Here is a 19,058-nt window from a genome sequence, read left to right as displayed (position 1 = left end):
ATACGGAAAGGCAGACCCGCACTCAGGCGGCGGCCTGCCGGAATTCAGGCGTGCGCGACAGGAGGGAGAGCGAGAACACGCCCCAGTCGTGGCCGCCATCGTTGAAGGCATGTTCGACGAAGTGGGCGTAGCGGCCCTGGGCGATGTCGCCGGCCGGGACCTGGCTGGACAGCTCGAAGCTGCGCTGCCCGTAGAGCTCGTCGATGCTGATGGCGACGTCGCCGCCGCTCTGGCGCATGATCAGCACGCGGTGGCCTTCCTGCTGGACGGTGCGCTGTCCTTCCAGGAAGTACTTCAGGTCCACCACCGGGAACAGGTTGCCGCGCAGGTTGCCCACGCCCAGCAGCCACGGCTGCGCGCCGGGTACCGGCGTGATCGGCGGCATCGGCACGATCTCGACCACCTCGCGGAAATCGGACACCAGGCGCCGGCCGCCGATGCGGTAACCCACGCCGCGCCACACGTCCGTGGAGAAGTGGCGTTCCGGCAACTGCACCGCATGCGCCAGACTGCGCCGCTCGTAGGCCTCGAGGATGTCGAAGGGAGATCGCATCAACCCACCAGTTTGTTGATCCGCGCGATCAGGTCGTCCTCGCGCGGCGGCTTCACCACGTAGTCCGACGCGCCCTGGCGCATGCCCCAGGCCATGTCGGTCTCCATGCTCTTGGTACTGACGATCAGCACCGGAATGCCGCGGGTGGCCTCGTCGCGCGACAGCGCGCGGGTGGCCTGGAACCCGCTCATGCCGGGCAGGACCACGTCCATCAGCACCAGCTGCGGCGTCTGGCTGCGCGCCATCTGCAGGCCGTCCTCGGCATTGTCGGTGGCGAGCACTTCGTGCCCGGCCTTTTCCAGCCATTGCGTGAACACCGCCCGGTCGGTCGGTGAGTCCTCGATCAACAGGATTCGAGCCATGTGCCTTACCCCCTGGTCAGGCGTTGACGTATGTGCGGATGGCGCCCAGCAGTTCTTCGCGAGTGAATGGCTTGGTCAGGTACTGCTCGGAGCCGACGATGCGCCCGCGCGCCTTGTCGAACAGGCCGTCCTTGGAGGACAGCATGATCACCGGCGTGGACTTGAAGAGCTGGTTGCCCTTGATCAGCGCGCAGGTCTGGTAGCCGTCCAGGCGCGGCATCATGATGTCGACGAAGATGATCTGCGGCTGCTGGTCGGCGATTTTGGCCAGTGCCTCGAAACCGTCGGTCGCGGTCACGACCTCGCAGCCTTCGCGCTTGAGCAGTGTCTCGGCGGTACGCCTGATGGTCTTCGAATCGTCGATGACCATCACCTTCAGCCCTGCGAGTTCCCCACCCGCAGCCATGTTTTCAACCATTGCGATTTCCCCGGGCGCGCAGCGCGCCATCTGAACGTGGCGCTGCTGCGAAAGCGGTCTATATCCCAGCCCTGCCGCGAACTGTCAAGGGCTGTCGTCGTTGCGGGGCCGGCGCCGCGCGCAGTGTGAACCCCATCGCAGTCGCTGCGCGGGGCCATTCAGCCCCGCAACGCTCCGGATCGCGCATGGCGCTGGGCGCCCGTCGCGCCGGGACGCTACCATCGCCACCTGACCCGAAAGGCCGTGGATCATGCTGGACGTCATCGTGGTGATGGACCCCATCGCCCAAATCAAGATCGCCAAGGACACCACCTTCGCCATGCTGCTGGAAGCCCAGCGGCGCGGCCATCGCCTGCATTACGTGCGCCCCGGAGGGCTGGCGCTGGAAGGCGGCCTCGCCGTGGCCGAGACCGCGCCACTGCAGGTGCGCGACGACCCGGCCGGCTGGTTCACCCTCGGCGGCTTTGCCCGCATGGCGTTCGGCCCCGGCCAGATCGTGCTGATGCGCAAGGACCCGCCGTTCGACAGCGAGTTCCTCTACGACACCCAGGTACTGTCGGTGGCCCAGGCCGCCGGCGCCTGCGTGGTCAACGACCCGCAGGGTTTGCGCGACTACAACGAGAAACTGGCCGCGCTGCTGTTCCCGCAGTGCTGCCCGCCGACCCTGGTCAGCCGCAGCAACGCCGCGCTGAAAGCCTTCGCCCACGAACACGGGCAGGTCGTGCTCAAGCCGCTGGACGGCATGGGCGGGCGCTCGATCTTCCGCAGCGGCACGGGCGATGCGAACCTCAACGTCATCCTGGAGACGCTCACCGACGGCGGCCGCCGGCTGGCGCTGGCGCAGCGTTTCATCCCCGACATCAGCGCCGGCGACAAGCGCATCCTGCTGATCGACGGCGAGCCGGTGGACTACTGCCTGGCGCGCATCCCGCAGGGCGACGAATTCCGCGGCAACCTCGCCGCCGGCGGCCGCGGCGAAGGCCGCCCGCTCAGCGAACGCGACCGCTGGATCGCCGCCCAGGTCGGCCCGGAAATGAAACGCCGCGGCATGCGCTTCGTCGGCCTGGACGTGATCGGCGACTACCTCACCGAGGTCAACGTCACCAGCCCGACCTGCGCCCGCGAGCTCGATGCCCAGTTCGGGCTGAACATCGCCGGCCAGCTGTTCGACGCACTCGAGGCCGGCCTGTCGCGATGAGCGTATCCGCGGATGCCCTGCCGCCGCCGGCACGGGTCACCGAACAGCAGCGGCTGGGCGCCACGCTGACGCTCTCGCTGCTGGTGCATGGCCTGCTGATCCTGGGCGTGGGCTTCGCGGTCGGCGGCAACGCACCGCTGGTGCCGACGCTGGACGTGATCTTCAGCCAGACCAGCACGCCGCTGACGCCGGAGCAGGCCGATTTCCTGGCCCAGGCCAACCAGCAGGGCGGCGGCGACCACGACAGGCCGCAGCGTCCGCGCGACAGCCAGGCCGGCATCGTGCCACAGCCCGACGGCGGCCTGGCGCCGGTACCCATGCAGCGCCAGGACGCGGCGGCGCCCCCGCCGCCGCAGACCCGCGTGGTCAGCAGCACCCAGGGCGAACAGGTCGTCGCCGAGGCGCAGCCGCGGCCGTTGCCCGAGCACCCCGACCTGGATGCCCCGATGACCGCGCGTGAGCAGCGCGACGCGGAGATGGCGCGGCTGGCCGCCGAAGTGCACCTGCGCTCGGAGCAGTACGCCAAGCGCCCGAACCGCAAGTTCGTCTCGGCCAGCACCCGCGAATACGCCTACGCCAACTACCTGCGCGCCTGGGTCGACCGCGCCGAGCGCGTGGGCAACCTGAACTATCCCGACGAAGCGCGCCAGCGCCGCCTCGGCGGCCAGGTGGTGATCACCGTCGGCGTGCGCCGCGACGGCAGCGTGGAAAGCAGCCGCATCCTGCGCAGCAGCGGCACGCCGCTGCTGGACGCCGCCGCGCTGCGGGTGGTGGAACTGGCGCAGCCGTTCCCGCCCCTGCCCCGCACCAGCGACGACATCGACATCCTGCAGGTCACCCGCACCTGGGTGTTCCTGCCCGGCGGCCAGCTGCACGACGACCGCTGAAGCGGGAGCGCCGGCCATCGCCGACGCTCCCTGCACGTCACTCCGCCTGGCCGAGCAGCGTCTTCTTCCAGAACTCGATCCCGGCCCAGAAGATGTAATCGCGGTTCTCGCGCTTGTGGAAGCCGTGGCCTTCGTTGCGCGCCAGCACGTGCCAGGCCTCGCCACCCTGCCCGCGCAACGCCTTGACGATCTGCTCGGCCTCGGAGGCCGGCACCCGCGGATCGTTGCCGCCGGCGGCGACCATCAGCGGAATGCGGATTTTCCCGACATTGCGCAGCGGCGATATCTCCGCCAGCCTGGCGCGCTGGGCCGGATCACGCTCGTCGCCGTACTCCACCCGCCGCAGGTCGCGCCGGTAGGCCTGGGTGTTCTCCAGGAAGGTGACGAAATCGGAAATGGCGACGGCGCAGCTGGCCGAGCGCAGGCGGTCGCTGTAGTGCACCGCCGAGGCATAGCACATGTAGCCGCCATAGCTGAAACCGTAGACGGCGAAGCGCGCCGCATCCAGCCCCTGGTCGCCCGCCAGCGCATCGATGAACGCGCCCACGTCCTTGACCGAGTCCTCGCGCTTCCACGGCCCGTTGTCCAGGTCCAGGAAACGGGTGCCATAGCCCGAGGAACCGCGCACATTGGGCAGGAACAGGGCCACGCCCAGTTCGTTGACCAGATAGTTGTCGGCGCCAAGGAACCCTGGCCGGCTCTGCCCTTCCGGGCCACCGTGGATGTCCATGATCAACGGGCGCTTGCCGGGGAAGCGGGCCGGATCGGGACGGTACAGGAAGCCGGAAACCTTCTCGCCGTCGAAACTGGCCACTTCCACGAGTTCAGGCTCGCGGTTGCGCTCCAGGTCCAGGCCGCCGGCCTCGCTCCAGGTCCAGCGCTTGACCGCCAGCGTCTGCGGGTCGATCGAGTAGACATCGCCGGGCACCCTGGCCGAGGACAGGCTCAGGCCGATCTCGCCCCACGGCGCGATCTGCAGCAGGCGGCCGATGCTCCAGTCCAGCACGCCGTCCGGCAAACCATCGACCTGCCGCAGGTTGCCGCCCTGGCCGTCGCCCACGCGCAGCCGCGACACGCCGGCGTCGTTGATCGCGTAGACCAGTACCTGTTCGTCATCGGATACCGCGTAGTCGGTCACGTCCCAGCGCGGTTCGCGGCTGACCGCGGCGAACGCGCCGTTGCGCGGGTCCAGCTTGCCCAGCCGGACGAAATCCGAATCGCGGTTGGACAGCACCCAGATCCGTCCATCGCGGGCATAGTGCGCATCGGCGTAGGACGCGCGTCCGCGCGCCGGCGTCAGCACCTTCATCCCGCCCTTGCGCAGGTCGATCTCGGCCAGCACGGCATGGTTGATGGAGAGCCGGTTGATGGCCAGTGCACGGCTGCCGTCGGGCGAGAAGTCGGAGATGTTCCAGCCACCGCCGCTGACCTGGGCGACCATGCGGTCGCTGCCTGGCCGGGACGGGTCCAGCACGTAGAGATCCATGTCCGCGCCGTTGCGCCGCGAGGAGGCGTAGCCGAGCAGGTGGCCGTCGCGGCTCCAGCTGCCGAACCAGTTGCGCGACCTGCCGTCGGTCAGCAGTTCCAGGCGGCCATCCTTCAACAGGTAAAGCTGGAAGAACTCGTTGCCGCCGATGTCCTTCTGCACCACCAGGTGGCCGCTGTCGCCCGGCGCATGGCTGGCGAAGGGAACCGGCTCGGCCTCGAAGCTCAGCTGGGTACGCGCAGCCCCAGGCGACCGCACGCTGTGCAGCTGGTCGGTGCTGCCGAAGCGGGTCTTCATCAGCACGGAGCGGCTCTGCGGATCCCAGCCGAGGAAAGCGGCGCGGCGGAATTCCAGGTAGCGGGCGCTGGCCTCGGCGGTCGCCTCGGGAATGGCGGGAACGCCGTCGGCGTGGATCGCCGGCGGCACCGGAACCGCTGCGGCCGCATTGCCGGCGACGGCGACTGCCGCCACCAGCAGGGCACGGATTGCATGATTCATTTCTGCTCCTCGTCGGTTGGCGGCGAGGCCGCTCAGAACTTCACCCGCACGCCGGCGGTGTAATAGGCACCCATGACGTCGTAGTAGGGCGAGAACGTCGCCGCGATGGGCGCTTTCTTGTTGAAGACATTGTTGGCGCTGGCGTACAGCTCGACCCTGCCCTCGCCGCCCAGCCGGTAGGCGCCGCCCACGTCGTAGTAGACGTAGCTGCCGATGCGGTTGTTGACGATGTTCTGGTTGCGGTCGTAATCGCCGGCCGACAGGTAGCGCGCACGCGCGTTGATCGAGAAGGCATCGCTGTCGAAAGCGACGCTGGACACCGCGCGCCACTTCGGCACGCCGAGGCCGAAGGCATAGCCCTGCGAACCGACGTACTCCATGCGCTTGACGCCGTCGTCGGTGCTCAGGCTGTTGACCCAGGTCGCCAGGGTGCGGAAGCGCAGGCGGCCGGAGACGCCGAACAGGTTGGCGTCGCGGCGGTACGAGGCTTCCAGGTCGACGCCGTCGGTCTTGTACTGCGACAGGTTGGTGTAGGTGGAGACGATGCGGGTGATGTTGCCTCCCGCGTCACGCTCGACCCGGCTGCACAGCTCGGCGTTGCCGGCAGCGCAGCGGCTGAGGATGTCCTGCAGGCCGATGGTGGTGATCACGTCCTTGATGTCGATGTTGAAGTAGTCCACCGAGAAATCCAGCCCTTCGACCGCGCGCGGCGACCAGCTCAGGCCGGCGGTCAGGGTGTCGGCGGTCTCCGGCCGCAGCCCCGGATTGCCGCCGCCGTTGCTCAGCGCGTAGACGGTCTGGTTGTTGGTTGGATCGGTGACGTAGCTCCAGCCGGTGGTGGTGGTGGTGAACAGCTCGCTCAGGTTGGCCGAGCGGATGTCGCGCGAACGGGCGAGGCGGCCACGGAAGCCATCGAAGAATTCATTGGTGAAGCCAAGTTTCCACGACCAGATCGCGCCGGTGGTGTTGTAGTCGGAGATGCGCGCTGCCGCGCTCAGGGCCAGGTTGTTCAGGCCCGGCACGTCTTTGACCAGCGGTACCAGCACTTCGCCGAAGGCTTCCTTGACGTTGAACGAACCCTTCATGGCGCTGAAGTTGAACGACCGGAAGGCCTTGGCCGCGTCCAGCTCGCCGACGCGCTGGTCGATCGCTTCGCGCCGCCCTTCCACGCCGAACGCCACCGAGACCGCGCCCGCCGGCAGTTCCCAGGGCTCGCCACGCAGGCTGGCGCCGAACACGTCCAGCGTGGTCTTGGCACGCTGCTGCGGGGTGCCGGTCACGTAGTCGATGGCCTCCTGCGACGGCGCGCCCTCGCCGAACACATTGATCGGCACGCAGTGCACCGCCGGGTTGCCCAGGCTGACGCGGCACACCGGCTTGCCGGTGACCGGGTCGGTCACCGAGTCGATCGCATTGGCCCAGGCATCGCGCAGGATGAACCCCGGCGTGTCGAAGTTGGCTTCGGCCTCGCCATGGCTGTAGTAGGCGCTCCAGCGCCAATCGCCGGCATAGCCATCGAGCGCGAGCGTGGCCTGGGTGGTCTTGCGCTCGAAATCGATATGCGGGTAGTTGATGTCGTTGTTGAAACGACCGATGCGCAACTTGGTTTCGCCGGCCTGCTGCATCGCCTCGCGCACATGCTGCGGCAGGAAGGCATTGTCGATACCGATGTCCAGGTTGTTGCGGTTGTGGTCGCCGAACCAGATGTAGTTGTTATACATCCGCGAATGACGCACTTCGGCAGTCAGGCGCACATCGTCGTTCAGGTCGTAACGACCGCTGGCCAGCACCGAGTAGCGCTTCTGCGGCGCGCTGAGCGGGCTGTAGTCGTCGTTCGACGGCCCTTCGCCGCCGCTCATCAGCGCGCCGACGACATGACCGTAGCGGAAATCGCGCAGCGAACCATCCGGATTGAAGGCCTTGCCCTTGAGCACGCCGGACAGGATCAGGCCGCCGTAGCCGGCGTCGGAGAAGCCGACATCAGGCATCAACTGGTACTGGCCGTTGCCGACCGACAGCGTCGACCAGCGGCCGGCACGGCTGCGCGAACTGCGCGGCACGATGCCGTCGTTGTCGAGGAACTCGCCACCCACCAGGAAATGGCCGCGCCCATCGGCGAAGTCCGTGCCCCAGGCCGCCTCGAAGCGCTTCTCCTTGCCGTCGTCGTAGGTGGATTGCCCGGCCTGGGCGCCGGCCTTGAAGCCGACGAAGTCGTGATCCAGGCTGATATTGACCACGCCACCAACCGCGCCCGAGCCCCAGGCCGCGGAGGCACCGCCGGTCACCACGTCGACGCTTTTGACGACGATCGATGGAATCGTGTTGAGGTCGTTGTCGCTGGAAATGCGGCGACCGTCCTGCAGCACCAGGGTGCGCGAAATGCCCAGGCCGCGCAGATCGACCGGCGCGTTTCCGGCGCCGGTGTTGGAACCGGTGGTCTGCGGCGAACTGGTGGCGCGGAACTGCGGCAGGTCGTTGAGCGCGGCGCCGATGTTGGTGCGCGAGTCGAGCTTCAGCTCCTCGGCGGTGATCGGCAGGGTCGGCGTCGGTGCCACCAGGTCGGGGCGGTCGATGCGCGATGCGGACACACTGACCGCGGCGAGATCGCTGACCTTGCGGTCGCTGCCTTCGTCCTTGGTCTGGGCATGGACGCTGGCCGAAGCGGCCAATGTCGCCAGGACGCACAACGTCAGGGGATGAAGCTGGAGTGGCTTGCGCATGTGTTCGTTACCCGGATTCGCAATGACTGGGGGGCCCGGTGTGCGGGCGCGCCGACAGTGCCAACTCGTGAACGAACAATGCCTAATGTCTATGGAAAGACAAACTTCATTACGGATGCAACGGGATTCGAGTACCGATGGCAGCGTCGAAGCGGCCGCATCGCATGCGCCGGAAAGTGCTTGTTTCGCAGCGTGTGGCGCATCTTACCGGGATTCCATTTCAAAATCCGCCCTCTTTTTCGTTGGACGGATTCCGTCACAGTCGACGAAGCCGCGGCGAGCGCATTGTTTCTTTCGCAACTTCGCCTGCGTGGCCGGATACGACCCTGGATTGCGCGGATTTCCCGCCCTCCTCACGAGGGCGGGAAGCCCGGCAGGCCGCATCAGCGCCAGTTGTAGTTGAACGAAACGCCGACGATGCGCGGCTCGTTGTAGACGGCTGCCATGTAGTTCTCGATCACGCCCTTGAGGTTCTTCTCGTTGGTGATGTTGCGCGCGAACGCCGCCACTTCCCACGCACCGTAGCCGCCGCTGTAACCGACCCGCAGGCCACCCTCGAAGTTGCCGTTGGAATAGAACTCGTCGGTGCGGTACAGGACGAACTGTGTCCGGCCCTGCCGGTTCCAGTCGGTGGCGAAGAACACCGCGCCATCGTCGCCTACCGGAATGTCGTAGCGCGCAGCGAGGTTGAGGTTGTACTTCGGCGCGTTCGGCAGCGGGTTGCCGTCGATCTGCGCGTAGACGTTGCTGCCGATCTTGATGGTCGGGTCCTTGACCGTGCACACGACCACGCCGTTGAGCGCGCAGACCTGCGCATACACGCGCTTGTCCTGGATCCTGCTGTGCAGCAGGCTCAGGCCGGCGCTCAGCGACAGGTTCGGAATCGGCCGCCAGTCCATGTCCGCCTCCAGACCGTAGGCGCGCGCCTTGTCGGCGTTGAACAGCACGCCATTGCCGTTGGAATCGTTGCCGTTGAGCTGGATGTCGTCCACCGCATAGGTGAAGCCGCTGACGTTCAGGCGCAGGCGGTTGTCGAACAGGCTGCTCTTGATGCCGGCTTCCCACGACAGGATGGTTTCCGAATCGGCGGTGGTGAAATCGGAATTGAACACCGCCGAACGGCCCTGGATGGTCGGCCCGCGGAAGCCGCGCGCCACGCGTGCGTAGACACTCAGTGCCCGATTGACTTCATACATGGCGCTCAGGTCCCAGCTGGGCTGGGTATCGGACATCTCCACGTTGTGGCGACCCTTGTAGGTCACCACGCCCGCGGCGGTATCGGCGGTCTTGAGCAGGCGCGTGCTCTTCTCGTCCCGGGTCGCACGCACGCCGGCGGTCAGGGTCAGCGCATCGCTGGCCTTCCAGCTCACCTGGCCGAAGCCGGCCCACGACGTATTGATGTTGCGCAGGCGTACCCAGTTGTTCGGGTTGCGCGCCGCGCCCTGCAGGAACCAGGCGCGCTGGTAGAAATCGGTGGTGTCGCGGCCGTCGAAATAGAACGCGCCGACCTGCCAGGACCACGGATCGGTGGTGTTGCTGGCCAGGCGCAGTTCCTGGGTGAACTGGCCGAGGTCTCGCACCTGCCCCATCGACTGGCCATAGCCGTTCGGCACGCCGCCGACCGGGAAATCCGCCGCGGCGCCGCCATCGGTATCGCCGCGGCTGTAACCGGAGGTGGTCTCGTAGGCGCTGATCGAGGTCAGCGTCGTCGCGCCGAAGTCGTAGATCGCCTTGATCGAACCGCCATGGGTCCGGTACGCCTGCGGGTTGTTGCCGGCCTCGTCGTAGGCGACCTTGTCGCGCGCCACGTCGACCTTGTTCGAGCCCTTGTGCATCGCCCCGCGCAGGAACAGCGTGGACGTGCCGTCATAGTCGCGGGTATGCGCCGAGGCCAGCAGCGAGAACCGTTCGCTGGGCTTGAACAGCATCTGCAGGCGCAGGTTGCGGTCGTCGTAGCCGCCCATGGCGTTGTTCTTCGGACCGACCGTGCCGTCGGCGCTGGGGCCGCTGTAGGTGTTGTCCACCCAGTCGCCGCGGTGCTGGTACAGCGTGGACACGCGGAAGGACAGCACGTCGTTGATCGGCCCGCCGATGCCGCCGTCGATCGCCACGGTGTCTTGGCTGCCATAGCTGGCGTTGACCCGGCCGCTGAACTCCTCGCCGGGCTTCACCGTGTCGAACTTGACGATGCCGGCGGTGGTGTTGCGGCCGAACAGCGAGCCCTGCGGACCGCGCAGCACTTCCACCTGGTCCACGTCGTAGACCGGGTTGGACTTGAGCACCACGTGTTCGAGCACGACGTCGTCCTGGATGATCGACACCGGCTGCGAAGCGCCCAGGTAGAAATCGATGTTGCCCAGGCCACGGATGTAGAAGCGCGGGAAGATGCGGCCGGTGGTGGTCTCGGCATAGAAGCCGGGCACCTTGCCAGACAACGCCAGCAGGGTGTCGTCGCCGCCCTCGGTAAAGGCGCGCATCGCCTCGCCCTGCACCACGCCCACCGAGACCGGTACATCCTGCAGGTTCTGCTCGCGGCGCTCGGCGGTCACGGTGATCGTGTCCAGCGCGGTGGCGGCGCTGCGTGCGGCCGGGTCGGCCGCCTCCTCCGCCATCGCCGCGGAGGCGCCCATCGACAGCACGAGCAGGGCGCAGGCCTGGGAAAGAGTGGAGCGACGGAGGAAGAAACGATGGGATGGGCTGCGGTCTACGGCACCGGAGCGGAAGCGGAGCTGCATGGAGTTCGCCTTGATGTTGGCGTGGGAGAAGCCCTCCGGCCGTGGCTGGCCCGATGGCGCGCGATTGAAGCGCGCAGAGCATGGGCAGCCAAGGTTGCAGCGTGGTTTCAGCGCCGCGGGGCGATGGCCTCCGCGGCGCCAGGAAGGTCAGCCCTTGTCCGCCGGTGGCGCGGCCTTGTAGACCGGCTCACCGTCGACCCAGGTGGACAGCACCTTCAGCTCGTCCAGGCGGCCACCGTTTTCGTCGAGCGGATCGCGGTCGAAGATGACGAAGTCCGCGCGCATGCCGCTGCGCAGGCGACCGACCTGGGCCTCGTCGTGACCGGCATAGGCCGCATCGCTGGTGAAGCCGCGCAGCGCCTCGGCCGCGCTCAGGCGCTGCTCCGGCTGCCAGCCGCCCGGCGGCTGGCCATCGCGGTCCTGGCGGGTCACCGCCGCGTACAGGCCCAGGCGCGGATCGACCTGCTCGACCGGGAAGTCCGAACCCAGGGCCAGGCGCGCGCCGCTGTGCAGGTAGTGCTGCCAGGCATAGGCGCCCTTGATCCGTTCCGGCCCCACGCGCTGCTCGGCCCAACCCATGTCCGAGGTGGCGTGGGTAGGCTGCATCGAAGCGATCACGCCCAGCTGGGCGAAGCGCGGGATGTCCTCCAGCGTCACCACCTGCGCGTGCTCCACGCGCCAGCGGTGGTCGTTGTCCTTGTGCGCGCCCAGCACCTTCTCGTAGGTGTCGAGCACGATGCGGTTGCCGCGATCGCCGATCGCGTGCGTGGCGACCTGCACCTTGCAGCCGTCGGCCCTGCGCACGGCCACCTCGTATTCCTCCGGCGAGGTCATCAGCAGGCCGCGGTTGTGCGGGTCGTCGCTGTAGTCGGCCAGCAGGGCCGCGCCGCGGCTGCCCAGCGCGCCATCCATGTACAGCTTCACGCCATGCATCTGCAGCCGCCCGCCCGGATGGGTGTACAGACCGTTGGCGCACAGATCGTCGAGCGCGCCGTGGTTGCCATCGGCGTAGGCGTCGATGCGCAGCGGCAGCTTGCCCTGGTCGGCCAGCCGCTTCATCACCGCCAGGTCCCCGCGCGACACGCCCATGTCGTGTACGCCGGTGAGCCCGTTGCTGACCGCCAGCTGCACCGCGGCCTGCAGGCGCTTCTCGCGCACGGCCTCGTCCGGCGCCGGGATATGCGCGCCCACCAGCGACGAGGCGCCATCCACCAGCACGCCGGTCGGCTTGCCGGCGGCGTCGCGCAGGATGCGCCCGCCGTCGGGCTGCCAGTCGCCGGACAGCGGCTTGCCCGCCTTCTCCGCGATCCGCAGCGCGGCGCTGTTCACCCAGCCGGCATGGCCATCGACGCGCTCCAGGTACACCGGCCGCCCGGGAAAGGCCGCGTCCAGGTCGGCCGCCGTCGGAAATGCGGTGTTGTCCCAGCGGTTCTGGTCCCAGCCCGCACCGAGCAGCCATTCGCCCGGCGCCAGCGTCTTCTCGAACGCCTGCAACCGCTTCACCACGTCGGCGCGGCTGCGCGCACCGGTGAGGTCGGCCTGCGCCAGCGTGTCGCCGAGACCGACCAGATGCGCATGCGCATCGATCAGGCCCGGCACCACGGTGACCTTGCCTGCATCGATGCGCGCGGCCTGCGGATAACGCTGCAGCACCGCCGCACGCTCGCCGACCGCGAGCAGACGACCGTTGTCCGTGTCCCACGCCAGCGCGCTGGCCGTGGGCTGCTGCGGATCGCCCGTGCGGATGGTATCGGCGAGCAGCACCCGCACTTCGGCCGAGGCCGGCGCCAGATGCAGGCAGGGAAGCAGGACGGCAAGACAGGCGGCAGTACGGCGCATGCGGGGACACTCCTGACCAACGGGAACGGCGACTATGCCGCCATCGGCCAGGCGTGACAACGAAACCGCGGAACCGGCCTGCCGCGGCGCCGGTACGCAACAGCCGCAGCGGCCGATGCCGCGCAGGATCAGTCGGCGCTGACGTCCACGCGCACCCGGATGCGTTCTCCCGGGTGGTAGTCGCGGCGGGTGTGGTACTCGCGACCGCCGTACTCGTAGGTGACGTCGTAGCCGTCCACGCGCTCGCTCTCGTAGCCGTAGCCCTCGCGGCCGTAACCATCGCGCTCGGGTTCGCAGACGCGCACATCCGAGCGCTGGTAGACCGGGCGGTTGTTCGCGTCGTAGATCGCACGCCCCGCCGCGCCACCGGCGACAGTGCCGATCGCGGTGCCCAGGTAGCGGCCATCGCCGCCACCGATGCGGCTGCCGATGATGGCGCCGGCCAGGCCGCCGATCACTGTCGCGATCTGACGGCCGCCATCGCTGCCCTGGCGATAGCCACCTGCATAACGGTCGTCACTGTAATCGCGGGTATCACGACGTTCCTGCCGGTAGCCATCCGGCCCGTATACGTAATCGCCATCGCTGCGCTCATAGCAGCGCCCCTGGCGGCCGCCGCCGTCGACGATGATCGGGTCCACACGCACCACGCGGGCGTAGTCGTAGACCGGGCCGTTGTCGCCGGTGTAATAGCGGTCATCGTCCTGGCGCCAGTCGCCGCTGACTGGCGATGGGCGATAGCGGCCGTCGTCGTAGCGCTGCGCCGAGGCGGAAAACGCCAGCAGGCAACCGAAGACCAGGACACCTGCAAGAGGCAACGATCGGGACATGGCGGCCGTACCGGCGGGGGTTGGAATGGACGGATGCTCCGGCGCGGCGCGTGAAACGCCCCTGAACCGGAACGCCGGGCCGGCGCGGACACCGGCCCGGCCGGCGGATCAGCCTTCGAATTCGGTCTCCAGACTGATCGGCACCGCACTCAGCGCCTTCGACACCGGGCAGTTCTGCTTGGCGTCGTCGGCCACCGCGCGGAATTTCACTTCGTCCATGCCCGGCACCACCGCCTTCACCTTCAGGCGGATCTGCGACAGCTGCGGGCCGCCGTCCATCGACAGGTCGACATCGGCGCGGGTGTCGAGCGCGCGCGGCGGAAAACCGGCTTCGGTCAGCTTCGCCGACAGCGCCATGGTAAAGCAGCCGGCATGCGCGGCCGCGACCAGCTCTTCAGGGTTGGTTCCCTTCTCGTCGCCGAAGCGGCTGGAAAAGGCGTAACGCGTGTTCTCCATCAAGCCGCTCTGCGGCGTGCTCAGGCGCCCCTGTCCGCTCTTGAGGTCGCCCTCCCAGTGCGCGGTGGCGTGGCGTGAAATACCCATGGTGTCTCTCCTGTGCGTGCGTGGAAGGTCGTTCCAGCCTAGGGCAGCGTTCGTTAGCGCCTTGTGCGCCGCAGCGGCGCGAGACCATCTCGATGCGGCTGCCGTCCATGCCGGGGACATGCCGGACATCGGCAACACGCGCGCGGAACCCCCGCTTTTCCCGCCTGTTCTGCCGCGAACGCTGCCCCATGCGCAGGCCGGAAGGCGGTTGGATGCAATTTTTATGGGGTTTTTGTGCCCCGCCCTATTGGCGATGCTCCGCGCATGCCCTACATTTCGCTTGCCGACGGGGTCGGCACGACCAACAACCAACCGTTCACGGAACAGGAAATCATGGCAAAGACCGCTAAGAAGGCTGCCCCGAAGAAGGCAGCGAAGAAAGTCGCTACGAAGGCAGCCGCCAAGCCGGCCGCTCCCAAGCCGATCAAGGAAGCCCTGACCAAGTCGGGTCTGGTTGCGCACCTGGCCGAGGCGACCAGCGTCGCCGCCAAGGATGTCCGCTCCATCCTGGCCGCGCTCGAAGGCGCCGTCGCCGCATCGGTCAACAAGAAGGGCGCTGGCAGCTTCACCCTGCCGGGCCTGTTGAAGATCTCCACCGTGAACGTGCCGGCCAAGCCGAAGCGCAAGGGCATCAACCCGTTCACCAAGGAAGAGCAGTGGTTCGCCGCCAAGCCGGCCTCCACCAAGATCAAGGTGCGCCCGCTCAAGAAGCTCAAGGACGCCGCGGTCTGATCCGCGCGCCTTCGGCGAAGAAACGGGACGGCCATGCCGTCCCGTTTTTTTTGCGCGACCTCCATGGCAGGCAGCGTCTCCTCCAGCAGCCGTTCGTTCACCGGCCATGACGCAACCGCCAGGGCCACGACGATCCGTTGCCCAAATGACTGCAATCCGTTTGCCAGCCCCCCGATAGGCACCAGGAGGAAAGCCCTCCGGGTGACGGGCACACCCAAGGCGCAGGGCTTGGAGACTCATGGGATGGGCGCCACGGCTTGCACCGCAGATCGTGGGGCGTCCGCGCGGAGGACCTCGCAGGAGCGATTTCCTACGTTGCAAAGCAACGACCCGCGGGGGTTCCCCGCAGGGATGACGGGAGCAATGCGACGGCGCATCGCACTGGAACACAGCGTCATGGGCCAACGCCTCGCCCCGGCCACGTGGCAGGCCTATGGTGGTCGCCAAGCCACAGCCACGCCCCACGCCATGTCCAGCAGCAAGCACCGCTACCGCATCACCGTCACGCCGATCGAAGCCGATGGCCTGCAGTGCAGCGGCCGTTGCACCATCGAATTCGAACAGCGCAGTTCTCGCAACTGGATGCGCGAACTGGAAGGCGCGCAGCGGCAGCGGCGCCTGTCCTGCAATGAGGATGCCGGCGTGGTGGTGGCCACCGGCCTGCTGGAGACGCTGGCCGCGGCGGCGCGCGAAGGCGGCCACCCGCTGGCGGTGCTGCAGCCGGAACTCGACGGCCTGATCGCGAAACTGCAGGCACTGCACGACGCCCAGTAAACGCGACGGCGATGCCGTTCCGCTAACCGGCCATTCACCGTTTCCGGGTATCGTGCATTGCTTCCGTCGCACTCTTCCCAGGCCGATACGATGAACTTCCGCTCCCTGCTGCTGCCCGCCGTCGCCTGCGTGGTCATGGCCACCAGCGCCCACGCCTCGCCACAGGTCAGCGGCCGCAAGCTGATGGTCGACGCGGCCGACGTGCAGCATTACCTGGATGGCAGCTTTCCCCGCTCGCAGAAGGCGCTCGGCGGGCTGCTCGCGCTGACGGTCAGCCAGCCGCGGCTGACGCTGCCGGCCGGCAGCCGCCTGAACCTGCAGTTCGACCTGGCCATGGCCGCCGCTGGCGGCGCACCGATGCCGGTGGGCAACGTGCAGCTCAGCAGCAGCCTGCGCTACGACACGACCACGCGCGGCTTCCACCTGGAACAGCCGACCGTCGACGCCTTCCGTCCGGCAATGGCCGGTGCCGAACTCGACTCCGGCACCCGCGGCCTGCTCAACAGCTGGCTGGCCGACTATGCGCGCCGCGAGCCGATCTACCGCATCGATCCGGCCATCGCCAACGTGATGGGCGCGCTGCAGGTGAAGTCGGTGGGCATCGAGAACGGCCGCATCGCGGTGGACTTCAACCAGGACCTCGGCAGGCTGGTGCCGCAGGGGCTGCTGGGGAACTGAGGTTCCGTGCGCCTGCCATGGTGCGGGGCGCCACGAAACAGACGGCTGTAGATGCGGGGCTTGCCCCGCATGGAGCTGCCCGGGGAAGTCCAGTGCCGGGCAGGCCCGGCACCTGCGGTCCAGATGGCAGTTCCACCTGAGATGGCAGTTCCGCCCGCCGGGAACGAAGAAGGCCGCCGAAGCGGCCTTCTTCATGTCCAGTCACCCGCTGCCGCTCAGCGCTTGGGCTGCAGCATGGTGCCGGTGCACCTGGGCGAGCCGCAGCGGCATTCCCAGATCTTCTTCAGGCGCGGGGTATGACGCTCGGCCAGGGTGATGCCGTAGTTGTAGGTCAGCTCCTCGCCCGGCTTGATGGTGCGGATCGCCTCGATGAACACCTTGTCGTCGGCCGGGTCATCGCCATCGGTCTCCTGGATCAGCGCCTCGCAGTTCGGGTCGCAGCTGTGGTTGATCCAGCGCGCGTCGTTGCCCTTGTGGTTGGCATCGATCACGTACACCTCGTTGAGCGTGAACAGGAAGGTATGCCCGCTTTCCACGTCGCCCGCATCGTCGGCGTCCACCTCGGCATGGGTCCGGCGCAGGCCCTTGTACTCGATGACGCGCTCGCCCTTGGCGATGGCCGCCAGCGCGAACACGCCGTTGCCGTGGATGGTGGATTTGCGCGCCTGGATCTTCTTGGGCATGTAGATGGCCGGAAACAGATGGGAAGGAGGGATTCTCGCGCAGTCGCGCGGGCTTCCCAAGCCCGGGGCCCCGGTGCGGGCCGCTTGACCTGCATCAACGCCCCGCCGCGGACCGGGTTTGAGGCGCCGCGCACAAAAGCGTACAATTTCGGTCCACATTGATCTCCACGCCCCACTTCCATGCTCCGCGTCACCAAGCTCACCGATTACGCCAGCGTCGTCATGACCGTGCTCGCCACGCGGCCGGACGAGGTGCTGAGCGCGACCGAACTGGCCGAAGCCGCCGGACTGGAGCCGCCGACCGTCAGCAAGCTGCTCAAGCCGCTGGCGCAGGCGGGGCTGGTCGAGGGCCTGCGAGGCGTGCGTGGCGGTTACCGCCTGACCCGCCCGGCCACCGAAATCAGCCTGATCGAGATCGTCGAGGCGATGGAAGGCCCGCTGGCGATCACCGAATGCAGCCAGGGCCAGAGCCAGTGCGGCATCGCCAGCCAGTGCGGCGTGCGCTCCAACTGGCGGCTGATCAACGATGTGGTCGCCGACGCCCTTCGTGGCGTGACCCTGGCGCAGATGCTGCACCCCCTCCCACTTGCCGACCGTCGACGCATCGACGTCAGCATCGTTTCCTGAATTCCGTAGGCAGCCTCATGGCCACCGAAACCATCGAAAACGTCGGCAGCGCCGACACCCCCAATCGCGAGATCCACGAACAGCTGGGCCGCAGGTACGAGGCCGGCTTCGTCACCGACATCGAGTCCGATTCGTTCCCGCCCGGCCTGGACGAGGACATCATCCGCGCGCTTTCGGCCAAGAAGGAAGAGCCGGAATGGATGACGCAGTGGCGCCTGGACGCCTACCGCCATTTCCTGACCATGCGCCAGCCGGACTGGGCCAAGCTGCAGATCGGCCCGATCGACCTGCAGGCGCTGAGCTACTACTCCGCGCCCAAGGGCCCGAAGTACAAGTCGCTGGATGAGGTGCCCAAGGAACTGCTGGATACCTACGACAAGCTCGGCGTGCCGCTGCACGAACGCGCCAAGCTGGCCGGCGTGGCGGTCGATGCCGTGTTCGATTCGGTTTCGGTCGGCACCACCTTCCGCAAGGAGCTGGCCGACAAGGGCGTGATCTTCTGCTCGATCTCCGAGGCCATCCGCGAATACCCGGAGCTGGTGCAGAAATACCTGGGCAGCGTGGTGCCGGTGGGCGACAACTACTTCGCCGCGCTCAACTCGGCGGTGTTCTCCGACGGCAGCTTCGTGTTCGTACCAAAGGGTGTGCGCTGCCCGATGGAGCTCAGCACCTATTTCCGCATCAACGCCAACAACACCGGTCAATTCGAGCGCACCCTGATCATCTGCGAGGACCGGGGCCACGTCTCCTACCTGGAAGGCTGCACCGCGCCGATGCGCGACGAGAACCAGCTGCATGCCGCGGTGGTGGAGCTGGTGGCGCTGGAAGACGCCGAGATCAAGTATTCGACCGTGCAGAACTGGTACCCGGGCGACGAGAACGGCGTCGGCGGCATCTACAACTTCGTCACCAAGCGCGCCGAATGCCGCGGTGCCCGCGCCAAGGTGACCTGGACCCAGGTGGAGACCGGCTCGGCCATCACCTGGAAGTACCCGTCCTGCGTGCTGCTGGGCGACGACTCGGTGGGCGAGTTCCACTCGGTGGCGCTCACCCACCACCGCCAGCAGGCCGATACCGGCACCAAGATGATTCATGTCGGCAAGCGCACCAAGAGCAAGATCGTTTCCAAGGGCATCAGCGCCGGCCGCGGCCAGAACACCTACCGCGGCCTGGTCAAGGTCGCCGCCGGCGCCGACGGCGCGCGCAACTACACCCAGTGCGACTCGCTGCTGATCGGCAAGAAGTGCGGCGCCCACACCTTCCCCTACATCGAGGTGAAGAACCCCAGCGCCACCGTCGAGCACGAGGCCACCACTTCCAAGATCTCCGACGACCAGATGTTCTATTGCCGTTCGCGCGGCATCGACCAGGAGAACGCGGTGTCGATGATCGTCGATGGCTTCTGCAAGCAGGTGTTCAAGGAACTGCCGATGGAGTTCGCGGTGGAAGCCAAGAAGCTGCTGGAAGTGTCGCTGGAAGGCAGCGTCGGATGAAC

17 protein-coding genes are annotated in these 19,058 nt (G+C 67.6%); 7 read left to right on the top strand and 10 right to left on the bottom strand.

The features are described 5' to 3' along the window. Positions 1-22 precede the first annotated feature (22 nt). From AC1DGW_RS09530 to pilG, 3 genes are read right to left on the bottom strand one after another with little or no spacing between them, the layout of a single operon-like run. Complete coding sequence (locus AC1DGW_RS09530; RefSeq protein ID WP_478022122.1) at positions 23-553, bottom strand: chemotaxis protein CheW; 531 nt, start codon at positions 551-553, stop codon at positions 23-25. Then, a complete protein-coding gene (locus tag AC1DGW_RS09525; RefSeq protein WP_153190889.1) occupies positions 553-915 on the bottom strand; it encodes a response regulator in 363 nt (120 codons plus the stop codon). Before AC1DGW_RS09525 ends, AC1DGW_RS09530 begins: the two co-directional genes overlap by 1 nt. Positions 916-931: 16 nt before the next feature. Then, entirely contained in the window at positions 932-1,333 is a 402-nt protein-coding gene (gene pilG / locus AC1DGW_RS09520) for a twitching motility response regulator PilG (RefSeq protein WP_054667142.1), read from the bottom strand. Between the two features lie 247 nt (positions 1,334-1,580). Between pilG and gshB the strand changes: the two genes are divergently transcribed. Both gshB and AC1DGW_RS09510 read left to right on the top strand, forming a co-directional pair. Then, on the top strand, positions 1,581-2,531 hold the full coding sequence (gene gshB / locus AC1DGW_RS09515) for a glutathione synthase (RefSeq protein WP_478022227.1): 951 nt from the start codon (positions 1,581-1,583) through the stop codon (positions 2,529-2,531). Next, positions 2,528-3,418: an energy transducer TonB family protein gene (locus AC1DGW_RS09510; protein WP_478022118.1), complete on the top strand. Its 891-nt coding sequence runs from the start codon at positions 2,528-2,530 to the stop codon at positions 3,416-3,418. Before gshB ends, AC1DGW_RS09510 begins: the two co-directional genes overlap by 4 nt. A gap of 37 nt (positions 3,419-3,455) precedes the next feature. Here the strand turns inward: AC1DGW_RS09510 and AC1DGW_RS09505 are convergent, their stop codons facing one another. From AC1DGW_RS09505 to AC1DGW_RS09480, 6 genes are all read right to left on the bottom strand, one after another. Next, positions 3,456-5,402, bottom strand: coding sequence for a S9 family peptidase (locus tag AC1DGW_RS09505; protein ID WP_478022117.1), 1,947 nt, complete (start codon positions 5,400-5,402; stop codon positions 3,456-3,458). Between the two features lie 32 nt (positions 5,403-5,434). Beyond that, positions 5,435-8,122, bottom strand: a complete 2,688-nt coding sequence (locus AC1DGW_RS09500; RefSeq protein WP_478022114.1) for a TonB-dependent receptor domain-containing protein — start codon at positions 8,120-8,122, stop codon at positions 5,435-5,437. A 383-nt stretch (positions 8,123-8,505) separates the two neighbouring features. Further along, positions 8,506-10,752, bottom strand: coding sequence for a TonB-dependent receptor (locus AC1DGW_RS09495; protein WP_478022112.1), 2,247 nt, complete (start codon positions 10,750-10,752; stop codon positions 8,506-8,508). A 252-nt stretch (positions 10,753-11,004) separates the two neighbouring features. After that, entirely contained in the window at positions 11,005-12,696 is a 1,692-nt protein-coding gene (locus tag AC1DGW_RS09490) for an amidohydrolase (protein ID WP_478022110.1), read from the bottom strand. A gap of 128 nt (positions 12,697-12,824) precedes the next feature. After that, the gene (locus AC1DGW_RS09485) at positions 12,825-13,526 is read right to left on the bottom strand and encodes a glycine zipper 2TM domain-containing protein (RefSeq protein WP_478022108.1); all 702 of its coding nucleotides are present in this window, start codon (positions 13,524-13,526) and stop codon (positions 12,825-12,827) included. 108 nt (positions 13,527-13,634) lie between these two features. Continuing rightward, positions 13,635-14,069, bottom strand: a complete 435-nt coding sequence (locus AC1DGW_RS09480; protein WP_478022106.1) for an OsmC family protein — start codon at positions 14,067-14,069, stop codon at positions 13,635-13,637. A gap of 333 nt (positions 14,070-14,402) precedes the next feature. Between AC1DGW_RS09480 and AC1DGW_RS09475 the strand changes: the two genes are divergently transcribed. The 3 genes from AC1DGW_RS09475 (at position 14,403) to AC1DGW_RS09465 (ending at position 16,253) form a co-directional block, all read left to right on the top strand. Then, on the top strand, positions 14,403-14,801 hold the full coding sequence (locus AC1DGW_RS09475) for an HU family DNA-binding protein (RefSeq protein ID WP_478022104.1): 399 nt from the start codon (positions 14,403-14,405) through the stop codon (positions 14,799-14,801). A gap of 468 nt (positions 14,802-15,269) precedes the next feature. Further along, positions 15,270-15,575, top strand: a complete 306-nt coding sequence (locus tag AC1DGW_RS09470) for a DUF3861 family protein (RefSeq protein WP_478022224.1) — start codon at positions 15,270-15,272, stop codon at positions 15,573-15,575. A gap of 90 nt (positions 15,576-15,665) precedes the next feature. Further along, complete coding sequence (locus tag AC1DGW_RS09465; protein ID WP_478022102.1) at positions 15,666-16,253, top strand: DUF1439 domain-containing protein; 588 nt, start codon at positions 15,666-15,668, stop codon at positions 16,251-16,253. Positions 16,254-16,468: 215 nt separating this feature from the next. On the opposite strand, the gene AC1DGW_RS09460 is transcribed toward AC1DGW_RS09465, so the two are convergent. Beyond that, positions 16,469-16,936: an SET domain-containing protein gene (locus tag AC1DGW_RS09460; protein WP_478022100.1), complete on the bottom strand. Its 468-nt coding sequence runs from the start codon at positions 16,934-16,936 to the stop codon at positions 16,469-16,471. Between the two features lie 180 nt (positions 16,937-17,116). On the opposite strand from AC1DGW_RS09460, the gene AC1DGW_RS09455 reads away from it, so the two are divergent. Continuing rightward, positions 17,117-17,563, top strand: a complete 447-nt coding sequence (locus AC1DGW_RS09455) for an SUF system Fe-S cluster assembly regulator (protein WP_055771265.1) — start codon at positions 17,117-17,119, stop codon at positions 17,561-17,563. Positions 17,564-17,580: 17 nt separating this feature from the next. Next, positions 17,581-19,056, top strand: a complete 1,476-nt coding sequence (gene sufB, locus AC1DGW_RS09450) for a Fe-S cluster assembly protein SufB (RefSeq protein WP_478022098.1) — start codon at positions 17,581-17,583, stop codon at positions 19,054-19,056. The last annotated feature ends 2 nt before the right edge of the window (positions 19,057-19,058 follow it).

The organism is Stenotrophomonas sp. 05N423 (assembly GCF_056397145.1).
Note: the sequence above shows the minus strand (reverse complement) of the source record. Positions and strands in the feature narration are given on the sequence as shown.